This is a genomic window from Plantibacter flavus (assembly GCF_051487245.1).
GTDB classification, from domain to species: Bacteria; Actinomycetota; Actinomycetes; order Actinomycetales; family Microbacteriaceae; genus Plantibacter; species Plantibacter flavus_B.
On record NZ_JAHVDH010000003.1, the window covers coordinates 293,444 to 310,414 of the forward strand.

At 70.4% G+C, this 16,971-nt stretch carries 16 protein-coding genes; 9 read left to right on the plus strand and 7 right to left on the minus strand.

The window, feature by feature from the left end:
- Nucleotides 1–7 precede the first annotated feature (7 nt).
- The 3 genes from msrA to KXS11_RS08545 all read right to left on the minus strand — a co-directional run bounded on the left by msrA (nt 8) and on the right by KXS11_RS08545 (nt 2,444).
- Nucleotides 8–556 (minus strand): peptide-methionine (S)-S-oxide reductase MsrA, encoded by a 549-nt coding sequence (msrA, locus tag KXS11_RS08535; RefSeq protein ID WP_437385132.1) that lies wholly within the window; start codon nt 554–556, stop codon nt 8–10.
- Nucleotides 557–707: 151 nt separating this feature from the next.
- On the minus strand, nt 708–1,352 hold the full coding sequence (locus tag KXS11_RS08540; protein WP_437385133.1) for an MOSC domain-containing protein: 645 nt from the start codon (nt 1,350–1,352) through the stop codon (nt 708–710).
- A gap of 57 nt (nt 1,353–1,409) precedes the next feature.
- A complete protein-coding gene (locus KXS11_RS08545) occupies nt 1,410–2,444 on the minus strand; it encodes a LacI family DNA-binding transcriptional regulator (RefSeq protein WP_437385134.1) in 1,035 nt (344 codons plus the stop codon).
- Nucleotides 2,445–2,541: 97 nt separating this feature from the next.
- Between KXS11_RS08545 and KXS11_RS08550 the strand changes: the two genes are divergently transcribed.
- From KXS11_RS08550 to KXS11_RS08590, 9 genes are all read left to right on the plus strand, one after another.
- Nucleotides 2,542–4,533, plus strand: coding sequence for an aldo/keto reductase (locus KXS11_RS08550; RefSeq protein ID WP_437385135.1), 1,992 nt, complete (start codon nt 2,542–2,544; stop codon nt 4,531–4,533).
- A gap of 182 nt (nt 4,534–4,715) precedes the next feature.
- Nucleotides 4,716–5,399, plus strand: coding sequence for a LuxR C-terminal-related transcriptional regulator (locus tag KXS11_RS08555; protein ID WP_437385136.1), 684 nt, complete (start codon nt 4,716–4,718; stop codon nt 5,397–5,399).
- The gene (locus tag KXS11_RS08560) at nt 5,396–7,681 is read left to right on the plus strand and encodes a sensor histidine kinase (RefSeq protein WP_437385137.1); all 2,286 of its coding nucleotides are present in this window, start codon (nt 5,396–5,398) and stop codon (nt 7,679–7,681) included. The genes KXS11_RS08555 and KXS11_RS08560 overlap by 4 nt, the downstream gene beginning before the upstream one ends.
- Before the next feature lie 130 nt (nt 7,682–7,811).
- Nucleotides 7,812–8,405, plus strand: a complete 594-nt coding sequence (locus tag KXS11_RS08565; RefSeq protein WP_437385138.1) for an alternate-type signal peptide domain-containing protein — start codon at nt 7,812–7,814, stop codon at nt 8,403–8,405.
- A 124-nt stretch (nt 8,406–8,529) separates the two neighbouring features.
- Nucleotides 8,530–9,129 carry an alternate-type signal peptide domain-containing protein gene (locus tag KXS11_RS08570; RefSeq protein WP_437385139.1) on the plus strand — a complete coding sequence of 200 codons (600 nt, stop codon included), beginning with the start codon at nt 8,530–8,532 and terminating at the stop codon, nt 9,127–9,129.
- 11 nt (nt 9,130–9,140) lie between these two features.
- Nucleotides 9,141–9,740 (plus strand): hypothetical protein, encoded by a 600-nt coding sequence (locus KXS11_RS08575; RefSeq protein ID WP_437385140.1) that lies wholly within the window; start codon nt 9,141–9,143, stop codon nt 9,738–9,740.
- Nucleotides 9,737–10,462, plus strand: a complete 726-nt coding sequence (locus KXS11_RS08580) for a hypothetical protein (RefSeq protein WP_437385141.1) — start codon at nt 9,737–9,739, stop codon at nt 10,460–10,462. Before KXS11_RS08575 ends, KXS11_RS08580 begins: the two co-directional genes overlap by 4 nt.
- The gene (locus KXS11_RS08585) at nt 10,459–11,295 is read left to right on the plus strand and encodes a hypothetical protein (protein ID WP_437385142.1); all 837 of its coding nucleotides are present in this window, start codon (nt 10,459–10,461) and stop codon (nt 11,293–11,295) included. Before KXS11_RS08580 ends, KXS11_RS08585 begins: the two co-directional genes overlap by 4 nt.
- The gene (locus KXS11_RS08590) at nt 11,282–11,905 is read left to right on the plus strand and encodes a signal peptidase I (protein ID WP_437385143.1); all 624 of its coding nucleotides are present in this window, start codon (nt 11,282–11,284) and stop codon (nt 11,903–11,905) included. The genes KXS11_RS08585 and KXS11_RS08590 overlap by 14 nt, the downstream gene beginning before the upstream one ends.
- A gap of 64 nt (nt 11,906–11,969) precedes the next feature.
- On the opposite strand, the gene KXS11_RS08595 is transcribed toward KXS11_RS08590, so the two are convergent.
- The 4 genes from KXS11_RS08595 to KXS11_RS08610 are packed head-to-tail and all read right to left on the minus strand — an operon-like array spanning nt 11,970 to nt 16,736.
- On the minus strand, nt 11,970–13,049 hold the full coding sequence (locus tag KXS11_RS08595) for an ABC transporter permease (protein ID WP_437385144.1): 1,080 nt from the start codon (nt 13,047–13,049) through the stop codon (nt 11,970–11,972).
- Nucleotides 13,046–14,068 (minus strand): ABC transporter permease, encoded by a 1,023-nt coding sequence (locus tag KXS11_RS08600; protein WP_437385145.1) that lies wholly within the window; start codon nt 14,066–14,068, stop codon nt 13,046–13,048. The genes KXS11_RS08595 and KXS11_RS08600 overlap by 4 nt, the downstream gene beginning before the upstream one ends.
- Nucleotides 14,065–15,702 carry a sugar ABC transporter ATP-binding protein gene (locus KXS11_RS08605; protein WP_437385146.1) on the minus strand — a complete coding sequence of 546 codons (1,638 nt, stop codon included), beginning with the start codon at nt 15,700–15,702 and terminating at the stop codon, nt 14,065–14,067. The genes KXS11_RS08600 and KXS11_RS08605 overlap by 4 nt, the downstream gene beginning before the upstream one ends.
- Nucleotides 15,699–16,736 carry a sugar ABC transporter substrate-binding protein gene (locus KXS11_RS08610; protein ID WP_437385147.1) on the minus strand — a complete coding sequence of 346 codons (1,038 nt, stop codon included), beginning with the start codon at nt 16,734–16,736 and terminating at the stop codon, nt 15,699–15,701. Before KXS11_RS08610 ends, KXS11_RS08605 begins: the two co-directional genes overlap by 4 nt.
- Nucleotides 16,737–16,971 lie beyond the last annotated feature (235 nt).

Genomic DNA, 16,971 nt, shown 5'->3' on the forward strand with positions numbered 1-16,971 from the left:
GCCGAACCTACGCGGTCGCCCGCTCAGTCGCCTCGTCGCGGTGCGGGAGCTTCCAGCCCGGACGGACGAAGTGGCAGGTGTAGCCCCACGGGATACGCTCCAGGTAGTCCTGGTGCTCGGGCTCAGCCTCCCAGAACTCCGACACCGGCTCCACCTCGGTGACGACCTTCGCCGGCCAGAGACGAGAGGCGTCGACGTCGGCGATGGTGTCGCGCGCGACACGCTCCTGCTCCGGCGACGTGAAGAAGATCGCCGAGCGATAGCTGGTGCCGACGTCGTTCCCCTGACGGTTCTTCGTCGACGGATCGTGGATCTGGAAGAAGAACTCCAGCAACTCGCGGAACGACAGCTTCGACGGGTCGAACACGACCTCGAGGGCCTCGGCGTGCGTGCCGTGGTTGCGGTAGGTGGCGTTCGCGACGTCGCCGCCGCTGTAGCCGACGCGTGTGGAGATGACGCCGGGCATCTTGCGGACGAGGTCCTCCATGCCCCAGAAGCATCCGCCGGCCAGGACCGCGCGCTCGGTCGTTGCGTGCTGCTCAGTCGTTGCACTCATCGTGACTCCTCCTTCGTGCCGAGCACCGTGCGGGATCCCCGCGTGCTCCGGTCTTCGGCTCCATGGTATGCAACAGCCTCGCCTTCCGAGGTGTTCCGACGAACAGTTCGGACACAGACGCCACCCAGCTTGGTCGCTCCTCGGCGACGGCTCAGGCGGAGCGCTTGCGGAGGCGCGCGATCGACTCGTGGATCTCGGGCGCCAGCGTGAGGGAACCGTCACGTTCCGCCTGTTCCAGCGCGTCGGCCTGCTCGGGGTCGGCGGCGGCGAACCACGAGGAGATCGTCACGCCGTGGCCGGGCCGACGCACGAGCTCGATGGCGTCACCGGCCTGCACCGTCCCGCTCTTCACCACCTTGAGGTAGGCGCCCGGCCGGGCGGCGTCGGTGAAGCGCTTGACCCAGCGGGGTTCGCCGAGCCGCCGCTGGAAGGTGCCGCATGGCGTGCGCGGGCAGGTCACCTCCACGACGAGCTCCTCACCGATCCGCCAGCGCTCGCCGATCTCGGCGCCGTTCACGTCGAGGCCGGCGGTGCGCAGGTTCTCGCCGAACAGCCCCGGTACGATCTCGCGGTCGAGTTCGGCGGCCCAGTACTCGGCATCCTCCTCGGCGTACGCGTAGAGCGCCTTCGTCGTCCCGCCGTGGTGCTTGCGGTCGGCCTGCACGTCGCCGTAGAGACCGAGCGGACGGACGTGCAACGGTTCGGCGACGGGGCGCTTGTCGATCGCCGTCACCCCGATCGTGCCGTCATCGGGGAGCAGTCCGTCGACGCGGCAGAGGGCGATGAGAGCAGCCATGCGACCAGTCTGCCGTGCGGGCGCGGCGACGGCCAGCGGCCACGCGCGTCAGATGCGTCAGGCGGACTCGCGGAGCACGAGCGAGACACCCACCGAACGGCGCACCAACGGCCCGGTCAACGGGAGGCTGCCCGCGATCATGCCGTCGAGCAGCTCGAGGCTCGCCCGCGCGATCTCCACCTTGTCGACCGCGATGCTCGTGAGCTCGGGCGTGACGAAGCGACCGAGGTCGAGCCCGTCGACGCCGACGACGGCGACGTCCTCCGGCACACGGACACCGGCGCGGGCGAAGCCTTTGAGGACGCCGACGGCCATGACGTCGTTGAAGACGAGCACCGCGTCGACGTCGGGCAACGCGGACTGACAGCGCTCCGCCGCCGCGACGCCTCCCTGGTGGGTGTCCTCGGCCCAGGTCTCCGATGCTTCGGACCACGGGAGGTCGAGCTCGCGCAGCTGCTGCCGGTAGGCGAGCCGTCGGCCGGACGGCACCTCGGAGGCGTCGATCATCGCGATACTCCGGCGCCCCGTCGCCGCGAGGTGGGCGACAGCCGCGCGGATGCCGGCCTCGAAGTCGATGTCGACACCGGCGACCCGGGTCGCCGCGTCGCCGCCGTCGACGGCGTCGTGGTCGGTGCCGAGTGACACGAACGGCACGGAGGCGAAGGCACCTTCCAGCCCGACGCGGTCGGCTCCGCTCCGCCCGACGACGGCGTCGACCTGGCGTGCGAGTTCGGTGAGCTGTGCCCGTTCGGTCTCCACCGGACCGCCGACCTCGGCGACGAGCACCGTCCAGCCTCGCTCGGAGGCCTGCTGCACCAGCGCCGCGGCGAGTTCGGGGTAGTACGGGTTCCTGAGGTCGTCGACGACGAGGCCGAGCGTCGTCGTCCGCCCGCTCACGAGGTGTTGCGCGGCGCGGTTCGGGCGGTAGTTGAGCGAGGCCGCGACCTCGATCACCCGCTGCCTCGTGGCTGCACTCACGTCGCGCATGCCGTTGAGTGAACGGGTCACCGTCTGGCGGGAGACACCCGCGACGCGGGCGACGTCGATGATCGTCGCGCGTGCCGGCGATTGATCGTCTCGAGCCCTGGTCATGGTCACATCGTACTGATACGCTCATCACCGTGAACGTTCACGGTGCGTTCGCCATCGATCACCCAACCGCCCGTCAACGTCGAGGAGCACACACAACATGGAACACGTCGCCTGGGGAATCATCGGACCCGGAACGATCGCGGAGCGCTTCGCGACCCAACTGCACGCGAGCCGCACCGGTCGCCTCGCGGCCGTCGCCAGCCGCACCACCGCCCGCGCCGCGGAGTTCGGCGAACGCTTCGGCGACGGCAGCGCACCGGTCCGCGCGTACGGCTCCGTCGCGGAGCTGCTGGCCGACCCGGAGATCGACGCCGTCTACATCGCGACGCCGCACACCGAGCACGTCCGCCTCGTCGTCGAGGCCGTCGAGGCCGGCAAGCACGTCATCAGCGAGAAGCCGCTCTCCGTGAACCGTGCCGGCGCCATGCTCGCCGTCGAGGCCGCCCGCCGCGCGGGGGTCTACCTCGCCGAGGCGTACATGTACCGCTTCCACCCGCAGACCGCGAAGCTCGTCGAACTCGTCTCCTCGGGTGTCGTCGGCGACGTCCAGCACGTCGAGGCGTCCTTCGCGTTCGCGGCGGACCTCCCGGCGGAGCACCGCCTCATGAACCCCGAGCTCGCGGGTGGGGGCATCCTCGACGTCGGCGGATACCCCGTCTCCATCGCCCGGCTCCTCGCGGGTGCTGCCGTCGGCGCACCGTTCGCCGAGCCCGTCGAACTGACGGCCGCCGGCACCGTGGGCGCCACCGGTGTCGACGAGTGGGCGAGCGCTTCCCTCACCTTCCCCTCCGGCATCACCGCCCATGTCACGAGTGGTGTGCGCGTCGCCGACGACAACCGGGTCGTCGTCTCGGGGTCCACCGGCCGGATCGTCGTGAACGACCCCTGGCTGCCCTCCGCCGAGGACGGCTCGACGATCGAGGTGCACACCGTGTCCGGCACCGAGTCCATCCACATCCCCGGTGCCTCCCAGTACGCGATCCAGGCCGACGCCGTCGCCGAGTTCGCCGACGCAGGTCAGGCTCCGCAGATGGGCTGGGCGGACTCCCTCGGAAACGCCGCGACGCTCGACCGCTGGCGCGCCGCCATCGGCCTCGAGTACCCGTTCGAGTCGATCACAGCCGTCGTCCCGACGAGCACCGGACGCCCGCTCGCCGTGCGTGCCGAGCTGCCCATGCCCACCGGCCGGATCGCAGGCATCGACCACGACATCTCCCGACTCGTGCTCGGCGTCGACAACCAGCAGACACTCCCCCACGCCTCCGCGATGTTCGACGACTTCTTCGAGCGCGGCGGCAACGCCTTCGACACCGCCTGGCTGTACGGCGGAGGGCTGCAGGAGCGCCTCTTCGGCCGTTGGGTGGCGAACCGCGGCGTCCGCGACGACGTGGTGCTCATCGGCAAGGGCGCGCACACACCGTTCTGCGATCCGGAGTCGATCACGCGTCAGCTGTTCGAGAGCCTCGAGCGACTCGGCACCGACCACCTCGACCTCTACCTGATGCACCGCGACAACGCCGAGGTGCCGGTGGGTGAGTTCGTCGACGTGCTGAACGAGCACGCGGAGGCTGGTCGGATCCGGGCGTTCGGCGGGTCGAACTGGTCGATCGAACGCTTCGAGGAGGCCAACGCCTACGCCGCGGCCAACGGCAAGCAGGGCTTCGCCGCTCTCAGCAACCACTTCGGTCTCGCCCGCGCTCTCGACGTGCCGTGGGAGGGTTGTGTGCAGGTGACCGCGCCCGAGAGCCGCGCGTGGCTCGAGGAGACGAAGACGCCGCTCCTGCCGTGGTCGTCGCAGGCTCGCGGCTTCTTCACGGGCCGTGCGGAACCCGGCGACCTGTCGGACCCGGAGCTCGTGCGCTGCTACTACAGCGACGACAACTTCGAGCGTCTGGCGCGGGCTCGTTCGCTGGGCGCCGAGCTCGGTGTCGCTCCGACGGCGATCGCGCTCGCCTACGTGCTGGCGCAGGACTTCCCGACCTTCGCGCTCATCGGTCCGCGATCGATCGAGGAGACCCGTTCGTCGACCGACGCCCTGTCGCTGCGCCTCACGCCGGAGCAGGTCGCCTGGCTCGACCTCCGCAGCTGAGGGGTCGTTCCAGCGCGGTGCGCTGGACCCGGTGCGTGGCACCGGCGCGACCGCGGGCCTCTGGAGGCCCGCGGTCGCGTCAGTGTGGCGCTCTCGGTCCAGCGCACCGCGCTGGCCGCACAGGAGGCTATGCGACAGGTGGTGTTTTGCCCCTAGTCTGATCACATGTGGACCCGGATCCGATGACCGTCGCGGCCCAGGCGCGCCCGAGCGAGGGCCCGACAGCGCCCCGCCGCGTCGTGCTCGTCGACGACCACGCCCTCGTCGCCATGGCGATCAGCCCCGCGATCGAAGCCGACCCGGAGCTCCACTACGCCGGCCACGTCCACGACGTCACCGAACTGGAACGACGCCTGCTCTCCCCCGACCTCGTCGTCCTGGACCTCATGCTGCGCGACGCCTCCCACCCCGCCGACAACGTCGCCCGCATCCGAGCCCTCGGCGCGGAGGTGCTCATCCTCACCTCCGGCGACAACCGCTACCTCGTCCGCGAGGCCCTCCGTGCTCCGACGCTCGGCATCGTGCGCAAGTCGGCGAAACCAGCAGACATCATCTCCGCGATCCGAGCAGCAGCCTTCCGCCAGGACATCGTCTCCACCGAATGGGCGATGACCGTCGACACCGACCCCGAGATCCGCAGCGCCGCACTCACCGACCGGGAACGCGAGGTGCTCTCCCTCTACGCCTCCGGTGCCGGCGCGAAGAACGTGGCCCACGCGCTCGGCATCACCGAGAACACCGTCAACGACCATCTGAAGCGCATCAAGTCCGTGTACCAGCGCATGGGTCGTCCGGCGAACACGAAGGTCGAGCTGTACCGACGCGGTATGGAAGACGGGTTCCTCCCGGTCCCGAACTCGGCATGAGCACCACCCGCACGGCCCACCAGCGGGAACGCAACCTCGCCGCGGTGTTCTCGATCGGCCTCGGAGTGGTCGCCGCGGTCAGCTTCACCGGCATGTTGACCGTCGTCGTGCAGCCCCAGGCGATCGTCCTGCCGTGGCCGTACCGCGCGCTCCTCTTCGCACTCTTCGGGATCGCCATCGTGCTCGGCGTCTCCGCGGTACGCGCACGTCTGGAGACGATCCGACGGCTGGCGGGTGCGTTCGTCGTCGTGTCGCTCGTGGCGTATGCGGCGCTCTGGCCGTCACTGCTGCTCTTCGGCTCGACCGGACGGCCGGGCCAGCTCACCTGGGTGCTGACGACGACCGCGCTCCCCGTGATCGCCGCCGCCATCGCCTGGGGACCGGTCGGCGGCTGGACGCTCCTCGGGATCGTCGCGATCGTCGTCCCGGTCCTGCGCGCGCTCGTCGGCGACACCTCACCGAACGGTGTCGTCAACGACGTCCACTCGATCGCGTTCGCCATGCTGTTCTGCGTGATCACGACGACGCTGCTCGAGTCCGCGAGGCTCGCCGACGTCGCGGCGAGCGCGGCGCAGGCGACGACGGCGGAACGCACGCAGCAGCTCGCCCGCGAGGCGTCTCAGGTCCGGACCCATGCACTGGTCCACGACGAGGTCCTGGCGACCCTCGGTTTCGCTGCGCGGGCGACGCCGGAGATGAGGCCGCTCCTCGCAGACCAGGCACGGCGGGCACTCGCAGCGATCACGGCGCTCACAGGGGCCGCACCGCCGGCCGTCGGCACGGAGCCGACCGGCTCCGAGCCGACGGGATCGACGACGACGGCCGATCCCGAATCCGACCCCGAAGCCCGCGCCCTGCGGCGGGATCGTCTGGCGCACATGGTCCGGCACGTCGCTGCGGAGCACGGGGTCACCGCGCAGCTGCTGTCCGAGGAGTCGACCGATTCCACCCACGGCACGGCGCCGATGATTCCGAGTGAGGCGACCGCGGCGCTCCTCGGAGCGCTGCGGCAGGCGCTCGTGAACGCCGAGCGCCACGCCGGCCCCGCAGCACGCGTGCGCGTGATCGCCGAGCTCGCAGACGACCGCGTGCGGCTGATCGTCCAGGACGACGGCGTCGGCTTCGATCCGGACCTGCGGGTCGACGGGCGGATGGGCGTTCCCGTGAGCATCCTCGCGCGCCTCCGCACGGTGCGCGGCGGATGGGCGAGCGTCTCCTCGGCGCCCGGAGCCGGCACCACCGTGGTGCTCGAGTGGTCGCCGCCACCTGCGACGCCGGATCGGTCCGCTCGACGTCGACGCACCCTGCCGGTCGCCGAGGGGTCGGTGTGGCGGAAACGGCGGATGTCCGGGTTCGTGTCCGTGACGTTCCTCGCGATGCTCGGCCTGCTGGCGACCGTGGCCGCGCTGCGCACCGGTTCGCCGGCGCCGTTCGTGCCTGCAGCCCTCCTCGGCGCGGGGCTCGTCGCGCTCGCTCCACGAGCCGAGGACCGGGCCACGCCACGGGTGGCCGTCGCAGCCCTCGCCCTCGCCACGGGCGCTTCCGCCGTGGGCATGTCCTCCCTGCCGACCCCGGTGACCCTCGTCTACGCCGACGCGTGGTTCGTCCCGTGCACGGCGTTCGTCCTCGCACTGCTGGCGTTCCGTGGCCGCCCGGTCAGCGCCGCCGTCGGGGTCCTGCTCGTCGTCGCCGTCGTGGTCATCGGTGTCGGGATCGCGGACGTCGACGTGAAGCAGCTCGTGTCGGCCGTGGTGCGGCTGCTCTTCATCACGGCGATAGCGATCGCGCTCGTGTACACCGACGGCGCACTCAACAGCCGGGCGGAACGCGACCGCGCGACGGCACTCGCCGCGGCCGAGGATCGGGCCTGGGCGGTGACCACCCGTGCCGAGCTCCGGACGAGAGGGCTGGCGCTCGTGGCCCTCGTGGAGCCGTTGCTCCTCCGGATCGCCTCAGGTGACGAGCTGACGCGCTCCGAGGAACGCGAATGCCAGGTCCTCGAGGGTCGCCTGCGCGACGAGTACCGCAGTGGACGGCTCGCCCGCGAGCCCCTCATGGCTGCGGCGGCCGCGGCCAGACGACGCGGCGTCGACGTCGTCCTCCTCGACGACGTGCCGGAGCGCAGCATCCCCGAGGAGACCCTCGTCGCGGTCGTCGCATGGCTGGCGCTCGCTCTCGACGACGCCAGCTCCGACCGCTTCGCCGGCCGCCTCCTCCCGGACGGCAGGAGCGGCGTCGCAGTCGCGATCGACGGTGAGCGGGCCACAAGTTTTGGTGGCTGAGGACCCCTCATTCGGGGGCGGGTGATCCCTAGGCTGGCCGCGAGAACAGTGCGCGAGCTCTCGGCCCGATGATCCCCGAGCCAGACCGGCACAGCTCCGCACAGTCGTGCGCTCAGACGGAAGGCACTTCATGAACCGGTTCACCAAGGGCACGATCGCGATCGGAGCAGCAGTCGCGCTCCTCCTCGGCGGCGCAGGCTCGCTCGCCTACTGGCAGCAGACGGACACGATCAGCAGCGGCTCGCTGTCGTTCCAGACGGGCGAGTTGAAACTGATCACGCAGGGCGAGACGTGGACGATCAACGGCGTCTCCAAGACGCGGGACGAGGCTGCCGACATGCGACTGGTGCCCGGCTCGACCGTCGTCTACACGAAGCAGTACTCGGTCGACAAGACGGCCGACGACCTGCACGTGACGTTCAGCGCCGCGATCGGCGGGCTGAACGCGGTCAACATCGACGAGACCGATGTCACCACGGACGCGTTCGACGGCGTCATCGTCCCGAGCGTGCAGATCACCGGCGACCCGGTGCAGTACACCTCGACGCCGGGCGAGGTGTACCTGAAGAGTGCCGGCAGTATCCTCGTCACGATCACCCTCGCCTGGCCGTACGGCTCCGCGGACTCCTCCGAGGCGACCATGTCGAAAGCGATCTCGCTGACCGACACCGTCATCACGTTGAAGCAGGTCCCGGAGGCCCCGGCCGACCCCTGCGCCTGCTGACCCGAGCAGAGCGACCGACGGCGCGGGCCCGACCGCGTCCAGGGGCGGGCCCGCGACCCGAGCGACGGAGCCCGCCCCTCCCCTGATCCAGCCACTCCACGCAGCACCCACGGAAGGCACCGCAGTGCATCGCATCACGAAGGGCGTCATCGCGGTCGTCGCGGCGACGGCACTCCTGATCGGCGGCGGTGGCTCGCTGGCGTACTGGCAGCAGACGGACACGATCGCCGACGGTTCGCTGTCGTTCGGCACGGGTGAGCTGTCGTTCGAGCAGACCGGCTCGGACGTGTGGCGCCTCGACGGCGTCGCCCAGACCTCGGACGACCAGTCGACCCTCCTCCTGGTCCCCGGGCGGACCCTGTCGTTCGAGCGGCAGTACGAGATCACCGCCGACGGCGACGGCCTCTCCGCGGAGATCACCGCGACGCTCGGCGCGCTCACCGCCACCGACGCCGACGCACCGGGCCCCGACCCGGCGGCGTTCGACGGCGGTATCGTCCCCACCTTCACCGTCACGGGGGACGCGATCGCTCCGAGCCCCACGGACGGCGTGTACCGCATCACGGGCTCGGGCACGATCACCGTGGTGATCACCCTCGCCTGGCCGTTCGACGCCGAAACCGACGCCTCCACGATGGACCAGTTGCTCCGTCTCGAGGCGACCACGGTGACGCTCACGCAGGTACCCACCCCGATCGTCTCCGACCCGTGTGCCTGCCCGTGACCACGCCACCGATGACGACAGGGACCCCTGTGCGCTCCACCATTCCAGGCCGATTCCGCATCGGTCGGCTGACGGGACTCATCGTCGGCGCCGTTCTCGCGACCGTCATCGTCACCCCGTTGAGCATGGCCTTCTGGACAGCGGGCGACACCGTCCCGGCGTTCTCGATCCGAACGGGCTCCGCGTCGCTCTCCGTCAGCGGCGGCGACGACAGCGCACCGCCGTCGTTGTACCCGGGTGCCTCCGAGCCGTTCGCAGGGCACCTTGATCCGGTCGTCGTCGAGAACACCGGCGACGTCGCGCTCACCGTGCGTTTCCGCGTCGAACGGGCAGGGACGGGGAGCGAGGCCGACATCGCCTTCTCGAACGCGCTGGTGGTGACCGCATGGTTCGGCGAGGATTGCTCCACGGGGGTCGGGGACGCCGCATCGTTCACCGGAAGCACGTCGGGCCCGACGTCCGACGACGACGTGCTCGGAACCCTGGAACCTGGAGCGCTGGAACGACTGTGCGCGGTCTTGAGCCTTCCCATCGACGCGGACGCGTCACTGCAGGCGGCGACGGCACCGTCACTCGTCCTGATCCTCGACGGAGAGCAGGTCCGACCATGACGAGGACACGATCGACGACCAGTCCGCTCCGGCTCGGTCTCGTCGCCGGCGCCGGTGCAGCCGCACTCCTCGTGGGAGCGCCGCTCGTGTCGCAGGCCGCTTGGAACGCGACGGCGAGCACCACCGTGACCACGTCGGTCGCCCCGTTCGGCGCCGGCGTGTCTTCCGAGGCGACCATCACGTTCGCCTCCTCGGCCGCCGAGGCGACGAGCCCGTTCCTGTTCTATTGGGTGCCGAGCGGGAACGTGCTGCCGACGAGCCTCGGCGTCTCGGTCACCGTCCTGAACGAGGACGCGGAAGCCATCGGACTCCAGGCGCATGTGGTGGACACGTTCTCGGGCGAGACATGCGAAGCGAGCCCGGAGAACGTCGTGCCGTTCGGCTCGATCACGAGAATCACAGCGCCCGACAGCACGATGCCGCGGCAGCTGTGCCTCATCCTCACCCGCACCGACACCTCGGACATCGGCGAACGCAGCCCGATCCCGCTCACCGTGACCCTGACCAGCGGCCTCGGACAGCACTGGAGCACGACAGCCGACCTCGCACTCGCCGTCGAATTCACCCCCATGGCGGCGGGACGGTCGACCGGGCCCGATGCCGCGACCGACGACACGACCGGCACAGCCGATGCGACATCCGCTGGCGCGACCGACGAGCCGACGGATGAGCCGTCCGACGAGCCGTCGGACGGCGCGACCGACGCAGAGGTCGGCGAATGAGCGCGGCGCCGATCGGTCGTCCCGTGCGAGCACTCGTGACCATCGGGATCGCCGCAGCCGCCTGCCTCGGAGCGTTCGGCCCGGCCGCGGGAGCCTCCGCCGAGAGTGCCGCGCCGCTGCTGTACAGCGCCGACGGGGTCAACTGGTCCCCGACCCCACCCGCGTCGCTGTTCCCCGGATGGCGCCCCGTCCCCGGCGACTCCAGGACGGCCACGCTGCACGTGCAGTCGACGCGCCCCGGTGACACCATCGTCGCCGTGTACGCCGGCCGAGCGAGCGGCAGCGATCCCGAACTCCTGCAGCACACCCGGGTGTCGAGCGGCTCGACCGACCTCTCACTCGACACCCTCGTCGACGGACCAGTGTCCACCGGCACCTGTGCCCTGCTCGGCACGCAGAGCGTCCTACGACCCGGTGAGCAGCTCTCCGTACCGGTCACGTTCAGCATCTCCGCCGACCTCGGCGCGGCGCAGGGCGCCAGCGTCGGCCTCGGCCTCCTCGTCGCCCTGAGCGAGACCGGCCCGATCGCCCTGTCGAACGGGTGCCCGGTCGACGCCGAGATCATCGCCGCGTTCCCGACCGCTCCCCCGACGACGCTCCCGACTGCTCCGTCGACGGCCGAGCCCGCTGCGCCCAACGCTCACTCTGGTGCGGGCGGCTCTGGTGCGCTGCCGCGGACCGGTCTCGACGCAGGGTCCGGAATCGGCGTGGCCGCGCTCGCGCTCCTGCTCGGCGGGGTCGCGGTCGTCGGGAATGCCGCCCGTCGGAGGAGACTGCGGGCACTGCCGACAGCCGCTCATGGATCCACCGGGGACGCCGATGACGCAGCGTGAGACGACCGCGACGCCGCAGGACGGCGTGTTCCCGTCGGGTGACGGCACGACCCCGATCGATGCGCCGACGAAGCACGACGGCTGGTTCTTCTGGGTGCGCCGCGGGCTCTCGCTCGGGTTGCTCGGACTCGTCGTCATCGTGGCGCTCGCGGCGGTCGTCGTCCCCCTCGTCACCGGATCGCAGACGTACACGATCGCCGGTGGATCGATGGAGCCTCGCCTGCCACTCGGCTCGCTCGTCGTCGTGCAGGACGTCGACCCGTCGGACATCGCCCTGGGCGACGTGATCACGTTCCAGCTCGCGTCGGGCCAGCCGACGGTGGCCACGCATCGTGTCGTCGGATTCGAGGATGCCGCCGGCGGTGAGCGTCGCTACATCACCAAGGGCGATGCGAACGGGAGCGAGGACGGATCACCCGTGCGTGTCGAACAGCTCCGTGGTCGCGTGTGGTACTCGATCCCGCTCCTCGGGTATGTGAACGCCGTCGTGAGCGGATCGACCCGCGCCGTCGTCGTCCCGCTCGCTGCAGCAGCCCTCCTCGGCTACGGCGCATGGATGATCATCAGCGGCCTCCGAGCCCGCCGCCGCCAGCCGTCGGCCAGCGGATAGCGGGTAGCGGGAGCAGGTAGCGCCCGCACCAGCGCATCGCGCTGGCACGGACACCAGACGCGGGTCAGGTGAGGGGTTTGCGCGCGCGGTCTCGGGCGAGCAGGACACCGAGGAGCAGGATCAGGATGAGGACGACACCACGCGCCAGGCCCTGCCAGTAGAAGGACAGCCCGATCAGGTTCATGCCGTTGGTCAGCAGTGCGAAGATCAGCACGCCCACGAGCGTGCCGAAGAGGTTCGGACGACCCGTCCGGCTGAGCGTCGTCCCGATGAACACCGCACCGATCGAGTCGAGCACGTACAGTTGCCCACTGTTCGCGACGAAACCGTTGCTCCGCGCCGCGAGGATGAGCCCGGCGATCGCCGCGATCCCTGCTGCGAACACGAAGGCCGTCGCCATCGACGTCCCGGCCATCCGCCCCGCGATCCGCGTCGCCGTCGGCTGCTCCCCCGCCGCCGTGAGCACCCGCCCCCAGCGACTCCGCTCGAGCGCCGCCCACACGATCAACAGGACGAGCACGGCGATCAGGATCGGCGCCGCAACACCGAGCACCGAACCGGCGCCCAGCCAGGCGAACTCGTCCGGGACGCTGCTCCGCGACAGGTAGATGGGCGAACCGCCGTCGGTCGCGACCTGCTGCACACCACCCCCGATGAACCAGACGCTGAGCGTCGCGAGGAACGGGCGGATCCGCAGCACCACGATGAGGAAGGCGTTCACCGCCCCGACGAGCAGCCCCACGAGCAGACCACCGACGATCGCGACCCACGCCACGTAGTCGTCCGCGAGCAATGCCGAGGCGGTGAGCGCCGCGAGGTCGATCGCGACACCGATCGAGAGGTCGATCCCGCCCGCTCGCACGACGACGGTCATCGCGACGGCTGCCAGCAGGAGCAGCGCGTTCTGGTTCAGCACGCCGAGCAGGTTGTCCGCCGTGAGGAACGACGGCGACAGCACCGCGAACACGATGAGGAGGGCGGCGAGCACCGCGGGTGCGAGCGCCTGGGGAACCGCAGCACCCAGGCCACGGATCGTCAATGACGACAGCGGACCGTCGGGGCGCCTCGACGTGCGCGAGCCGCCAGCGCCCGCGGGTGACGGCGTCGTCGGCGCGGTATCGGCCCGCTTCGTGTCGATGCTCATCGTCGGACGCTCCGCTCACGGATGGCGGCGACCGCGAGCACCAGCAGGATCAGGACACCCTTGGTGATGCCGATCCACTGGCTCGGGACGCCGAGCTGACTGAACCCGTTCGTGAGGATCGCGACGAACACCGCACTGAACAGCGTGCCGGTGATCGTGACGACGAGACGACGGGAGAACGCGATCGAGAGGAACGTCGCGAGGAGGATGTCGATGAGCGACTGCTCGCCGATACCCGGCAGCGCCGCCGACAGTCGACTGGTCATCAGCACACCGGCGATGCCCGCGAGGACGGCCGCGAGCACGTAGCTGACGACGATGTGCCGGTTCACGTCGACACCGGCGACGCGCGCAGCGGTGGGGTTCTGGCCGACGGCCGCGTTCTTCACCCCCCAGCTGGTGCGGCCCGTGGCGAACGCGACGACCGCGAACACGAGCAGGAGGACGACGACTGCGGCCGGGACGCCCGCGACATGACCGCTCCGCAACCACACGAGGCCGGCATCGGAGACGGGCACCTTCACATTGTTCGTGATGACGATCGTGAGGCTCGTCACGATGCTCATCATCGCGAGCGTCACGAGCAGCGGACGGATGCCGGCGACGACCACGAGCCCGTTGACGAGGCCGATCACCGCTGTCGCGCCCAGGCCGATGAGCAGGGCGAGCGGCAACCCGAGCTCGGCTTGCAGCAGCACGGCGACGAGCGCACCGGAGAAACCGAGGACGGCCCCGATGGAGAGGTCGATGCCACCACGGACGACGTCCTCACCGCCCGTCACGACGACGATCGACAGACCGAACGCCGCGATCGCGTAGACGGCGGACTGCGTGAGGATGGTCGCGAGGTTGGCTGGGTCGAGGAAGCCCGGTGAGGCGACGGCGAACACGACGACCTCGATGACCACGATGGCGTAGCCGATGAGGCCGAGGCGGGACACCGGGCGACGGCGCTTCGTCGCCGACTCGGTGGCGGCCGACGGGGCCGGAGCGGTGGGCCGTGGTGCGATGGCGGTCATGCGGAGTCTCCTCGGTCGGGCCCGTCGACAGGCTCAGGGAGCGGGGCGGCCTCAGCGGAGGAAGACGACGCCGCACCGGTGGACCAGGCGAGGATCGTGTCGGCCGTCGCCTGCGAGCGCGGCAGCTCGGTGCGGATGGTGCCGCGGTACAGCACGAGCACGCGGTCGGCGAGGCCGATGAGCTCCTCGAGGTCGACGCTCACGAGCAGCACGCCGGCCCCCTGGGCGACGAGGGCGTCGATCTCCGCGTAGATCTGCTGGCGGGAGCCGATGTCGACGCCCGAGGTCGGCTGGTCGAGCACGAACACGGTCGACCCGGCGGCGAGCCACCGGCCGAGGACCACCTTCTGCTGGTTGCCGCCCGACAGGCTGCCGGCGACGGCGGTGTCGTTCGCGGGCCGCACGTCGAGGCGTGTGACGAGGTCGCCGGCGATGGCGCGCTCACGCCGGCCGCGCAGCAGTCCGCCGAGTCCGGTGATGCGGTCGAGCGCCGCGAGCGTCAGGTTCTCCCGCACGGACTGTCGGTTCAGGATGCCGTCGCGGTGTCGGTTCGCGGGGACGCACGCTCCGCCCGCGCGGACGAACGCGCGGGGCGAACGGATCGTGGTGCGGCCGAGTCGCACCGTTCCCCCGTGCGTGCGCAGCCCGGTGACGGCGTCGGCGAGTTCTTCGAGCCCTGAACCGACGAGGCCCGTCACCCCGACGATCTCTCCGGGTCGGACCGCGATCGAGACACCGTGCAGGCGCTCCGCGACGGTGAGGTCGTCGATCGCGAGCACCGGTTCCGCCATCGAGCTCGGGGCGACGCGCTCGCGGTCGCCGAACTCCTCGACGCTCCGGCCGACCATGAGCTGCACGATCGCGTCGAGTGTCGCGTCGCGGTCCGCGAGGTCGAGTTCGCCGACGCGCTCGCCGTTGCGCAGCACGACGACGCGGGAGGCGATGTCCCGCACCTCCTGCAGGTAGTGGGAGATGTAGATGACGGCCACACCCTGCTCCTGCAGCGCACGGACCGTCGCGAACAGACGGTCCACATCTCCTGCTGCGAGTGGTGCGGTCGGCTCGTCGAGCACGAGGACACGCGGCCTGGTGATCGTCGCGATCGCGAGTTGCAGGAGTTGTTGCTCGGCGACGCTGAGCTCATCGACGAGCGTGCTGCCCGGCACGTCGAGGCCGACGAGGTCGAGCAGTTCCCGCTCCGCGCGGCGGTCGAGCGCGCGCCCGGTGAGGAACGCGGAACGCGAGCCGAGGAAGAGCTGCTCGGCGACCGTCAGCCGACCGGCGAGGTGGCGGTCCTGGTGGATGACCCGGATGCCCAGACGCTCGGCGTCGGCGGGATTCCGGATGAGAGCCGATTCACCGTCGATCTCGATCGATCCTTCACTCGCCGTGTACAGGCCAGTGAGGATCTTGATGAGCGTTGACTTGCCTGCGCCGTTCTCACCGACGAGGGCGACGACCTCGCCCGGGTGGACGTCGAGATCGACGTCGTTCAGCACTCGGACGCCGCCGAAGTCCTTCGCGATGCCGCGCATGGCCACGACCGGACGGGCCGATGCGGTGCGCACGCCGGCGGGCCGGCCGCCCAGCTCCTGCTGGTCGACCGGTCCGTCGATCTCGATGTCGTGACTCATTCCAGGCCGAGGCGCTTGCGCTCGTCGGCGACGTTCGCCTTGTCGATGAAGACGGCGTCGAGGTAGGTGCTGAGCGGCACCTCGTCCTGCTTGCCACCGAGGTACAGTGCCACGTTGTTCGCGCTGGTGGTACCGAACAGCGTCGGCTGCTGGGCGACCGTGAACTGGTAGACGGAGTCCGGGTCGGCGATCAGGTCGAGGGCACCGGGCTCGGCGTCGACGCCGTAGACCTTGATCTCGTCGCGTCCGGCAGCGTCGATGGCCTGCGAAGCGCCGATCGCGGGGAGGTCCCAGCAGGACCACACGGCCGAGATCTCGCCCTTCGGGTAGCGGGTGAGTGCGTCGTTCGTCTTCTGCTTGGCATCCTCGATGGTGCCCTCGTAGACGTCCTGCAGCTCGGGCTCGATGATCTCGATGCCCGGGTAGTTCTTCAGCACGAGCTTGAACTCGTCGTAGCGGATCTGGCACGGCGTGACGTCGTAGAAGCCGTTGAACACGAGCACCTTGCCCTTGCCGCCGATGTCCTCGGCGAGCGTGCGCGCGAGGGTGGAGCCGATCTGCCAGTTGTCGGACCCGATGTTGTTCACGGAGTTCTCGCTGGCGTGGTCGATCGTGAAGACCGGGATGTCGGCGTCCTTCGCCTGCTGCAGGGCGGGAGCGAGCGTCGTGGCGTCGCCGAGGATGACGACGATCGCGTCGACCTTCTGCGAGACGAGGTTCTCGACGTTCGCGAGGTGCTTGTCGTCCTGCGCGTCTGCCTGCGTGGCGACGACCTTCGCACCGAGCTCCTCGAGGCGGTCCTGCACGCCCTGGTAGGTGAGACGACCGAAGTCACGGACGACGTCCTTCGCGGCGACGCCGACGGTCTTGCCCTCGAGCGAGGGGACATCGACGTCCGACGCGGCGGAGCTGGCTGCGGCGCCACTCGTCGACTCGGACGAGGAGCCCTGCTTGAGGCCGGAACAACCGGTGGCGAGGCCGGCGACGACCGCCAGCGAGAGGATGGACAGCGCGAGGCGCGATCGACGACGCATGGGGAACTCCAGAGGAAGGTGGGGTGCGGGACGGTACTGGGGAGGTGGTGCCGGCCGCGACGCCTGCTGTCGGTGCGATCGGGGGCGCTCCGCGACGTCGGGTTGCAGCAACAGTAGGGAGAGATCAGCGTCCAGGCGAGGGGCCGTTAACCTGACGTAACACAAGCGCCGGCAAACATCGGATGTATCATGACGCACAGCGTCACGATCCCGGAGCGGCGCTGCGAGCGAGCAG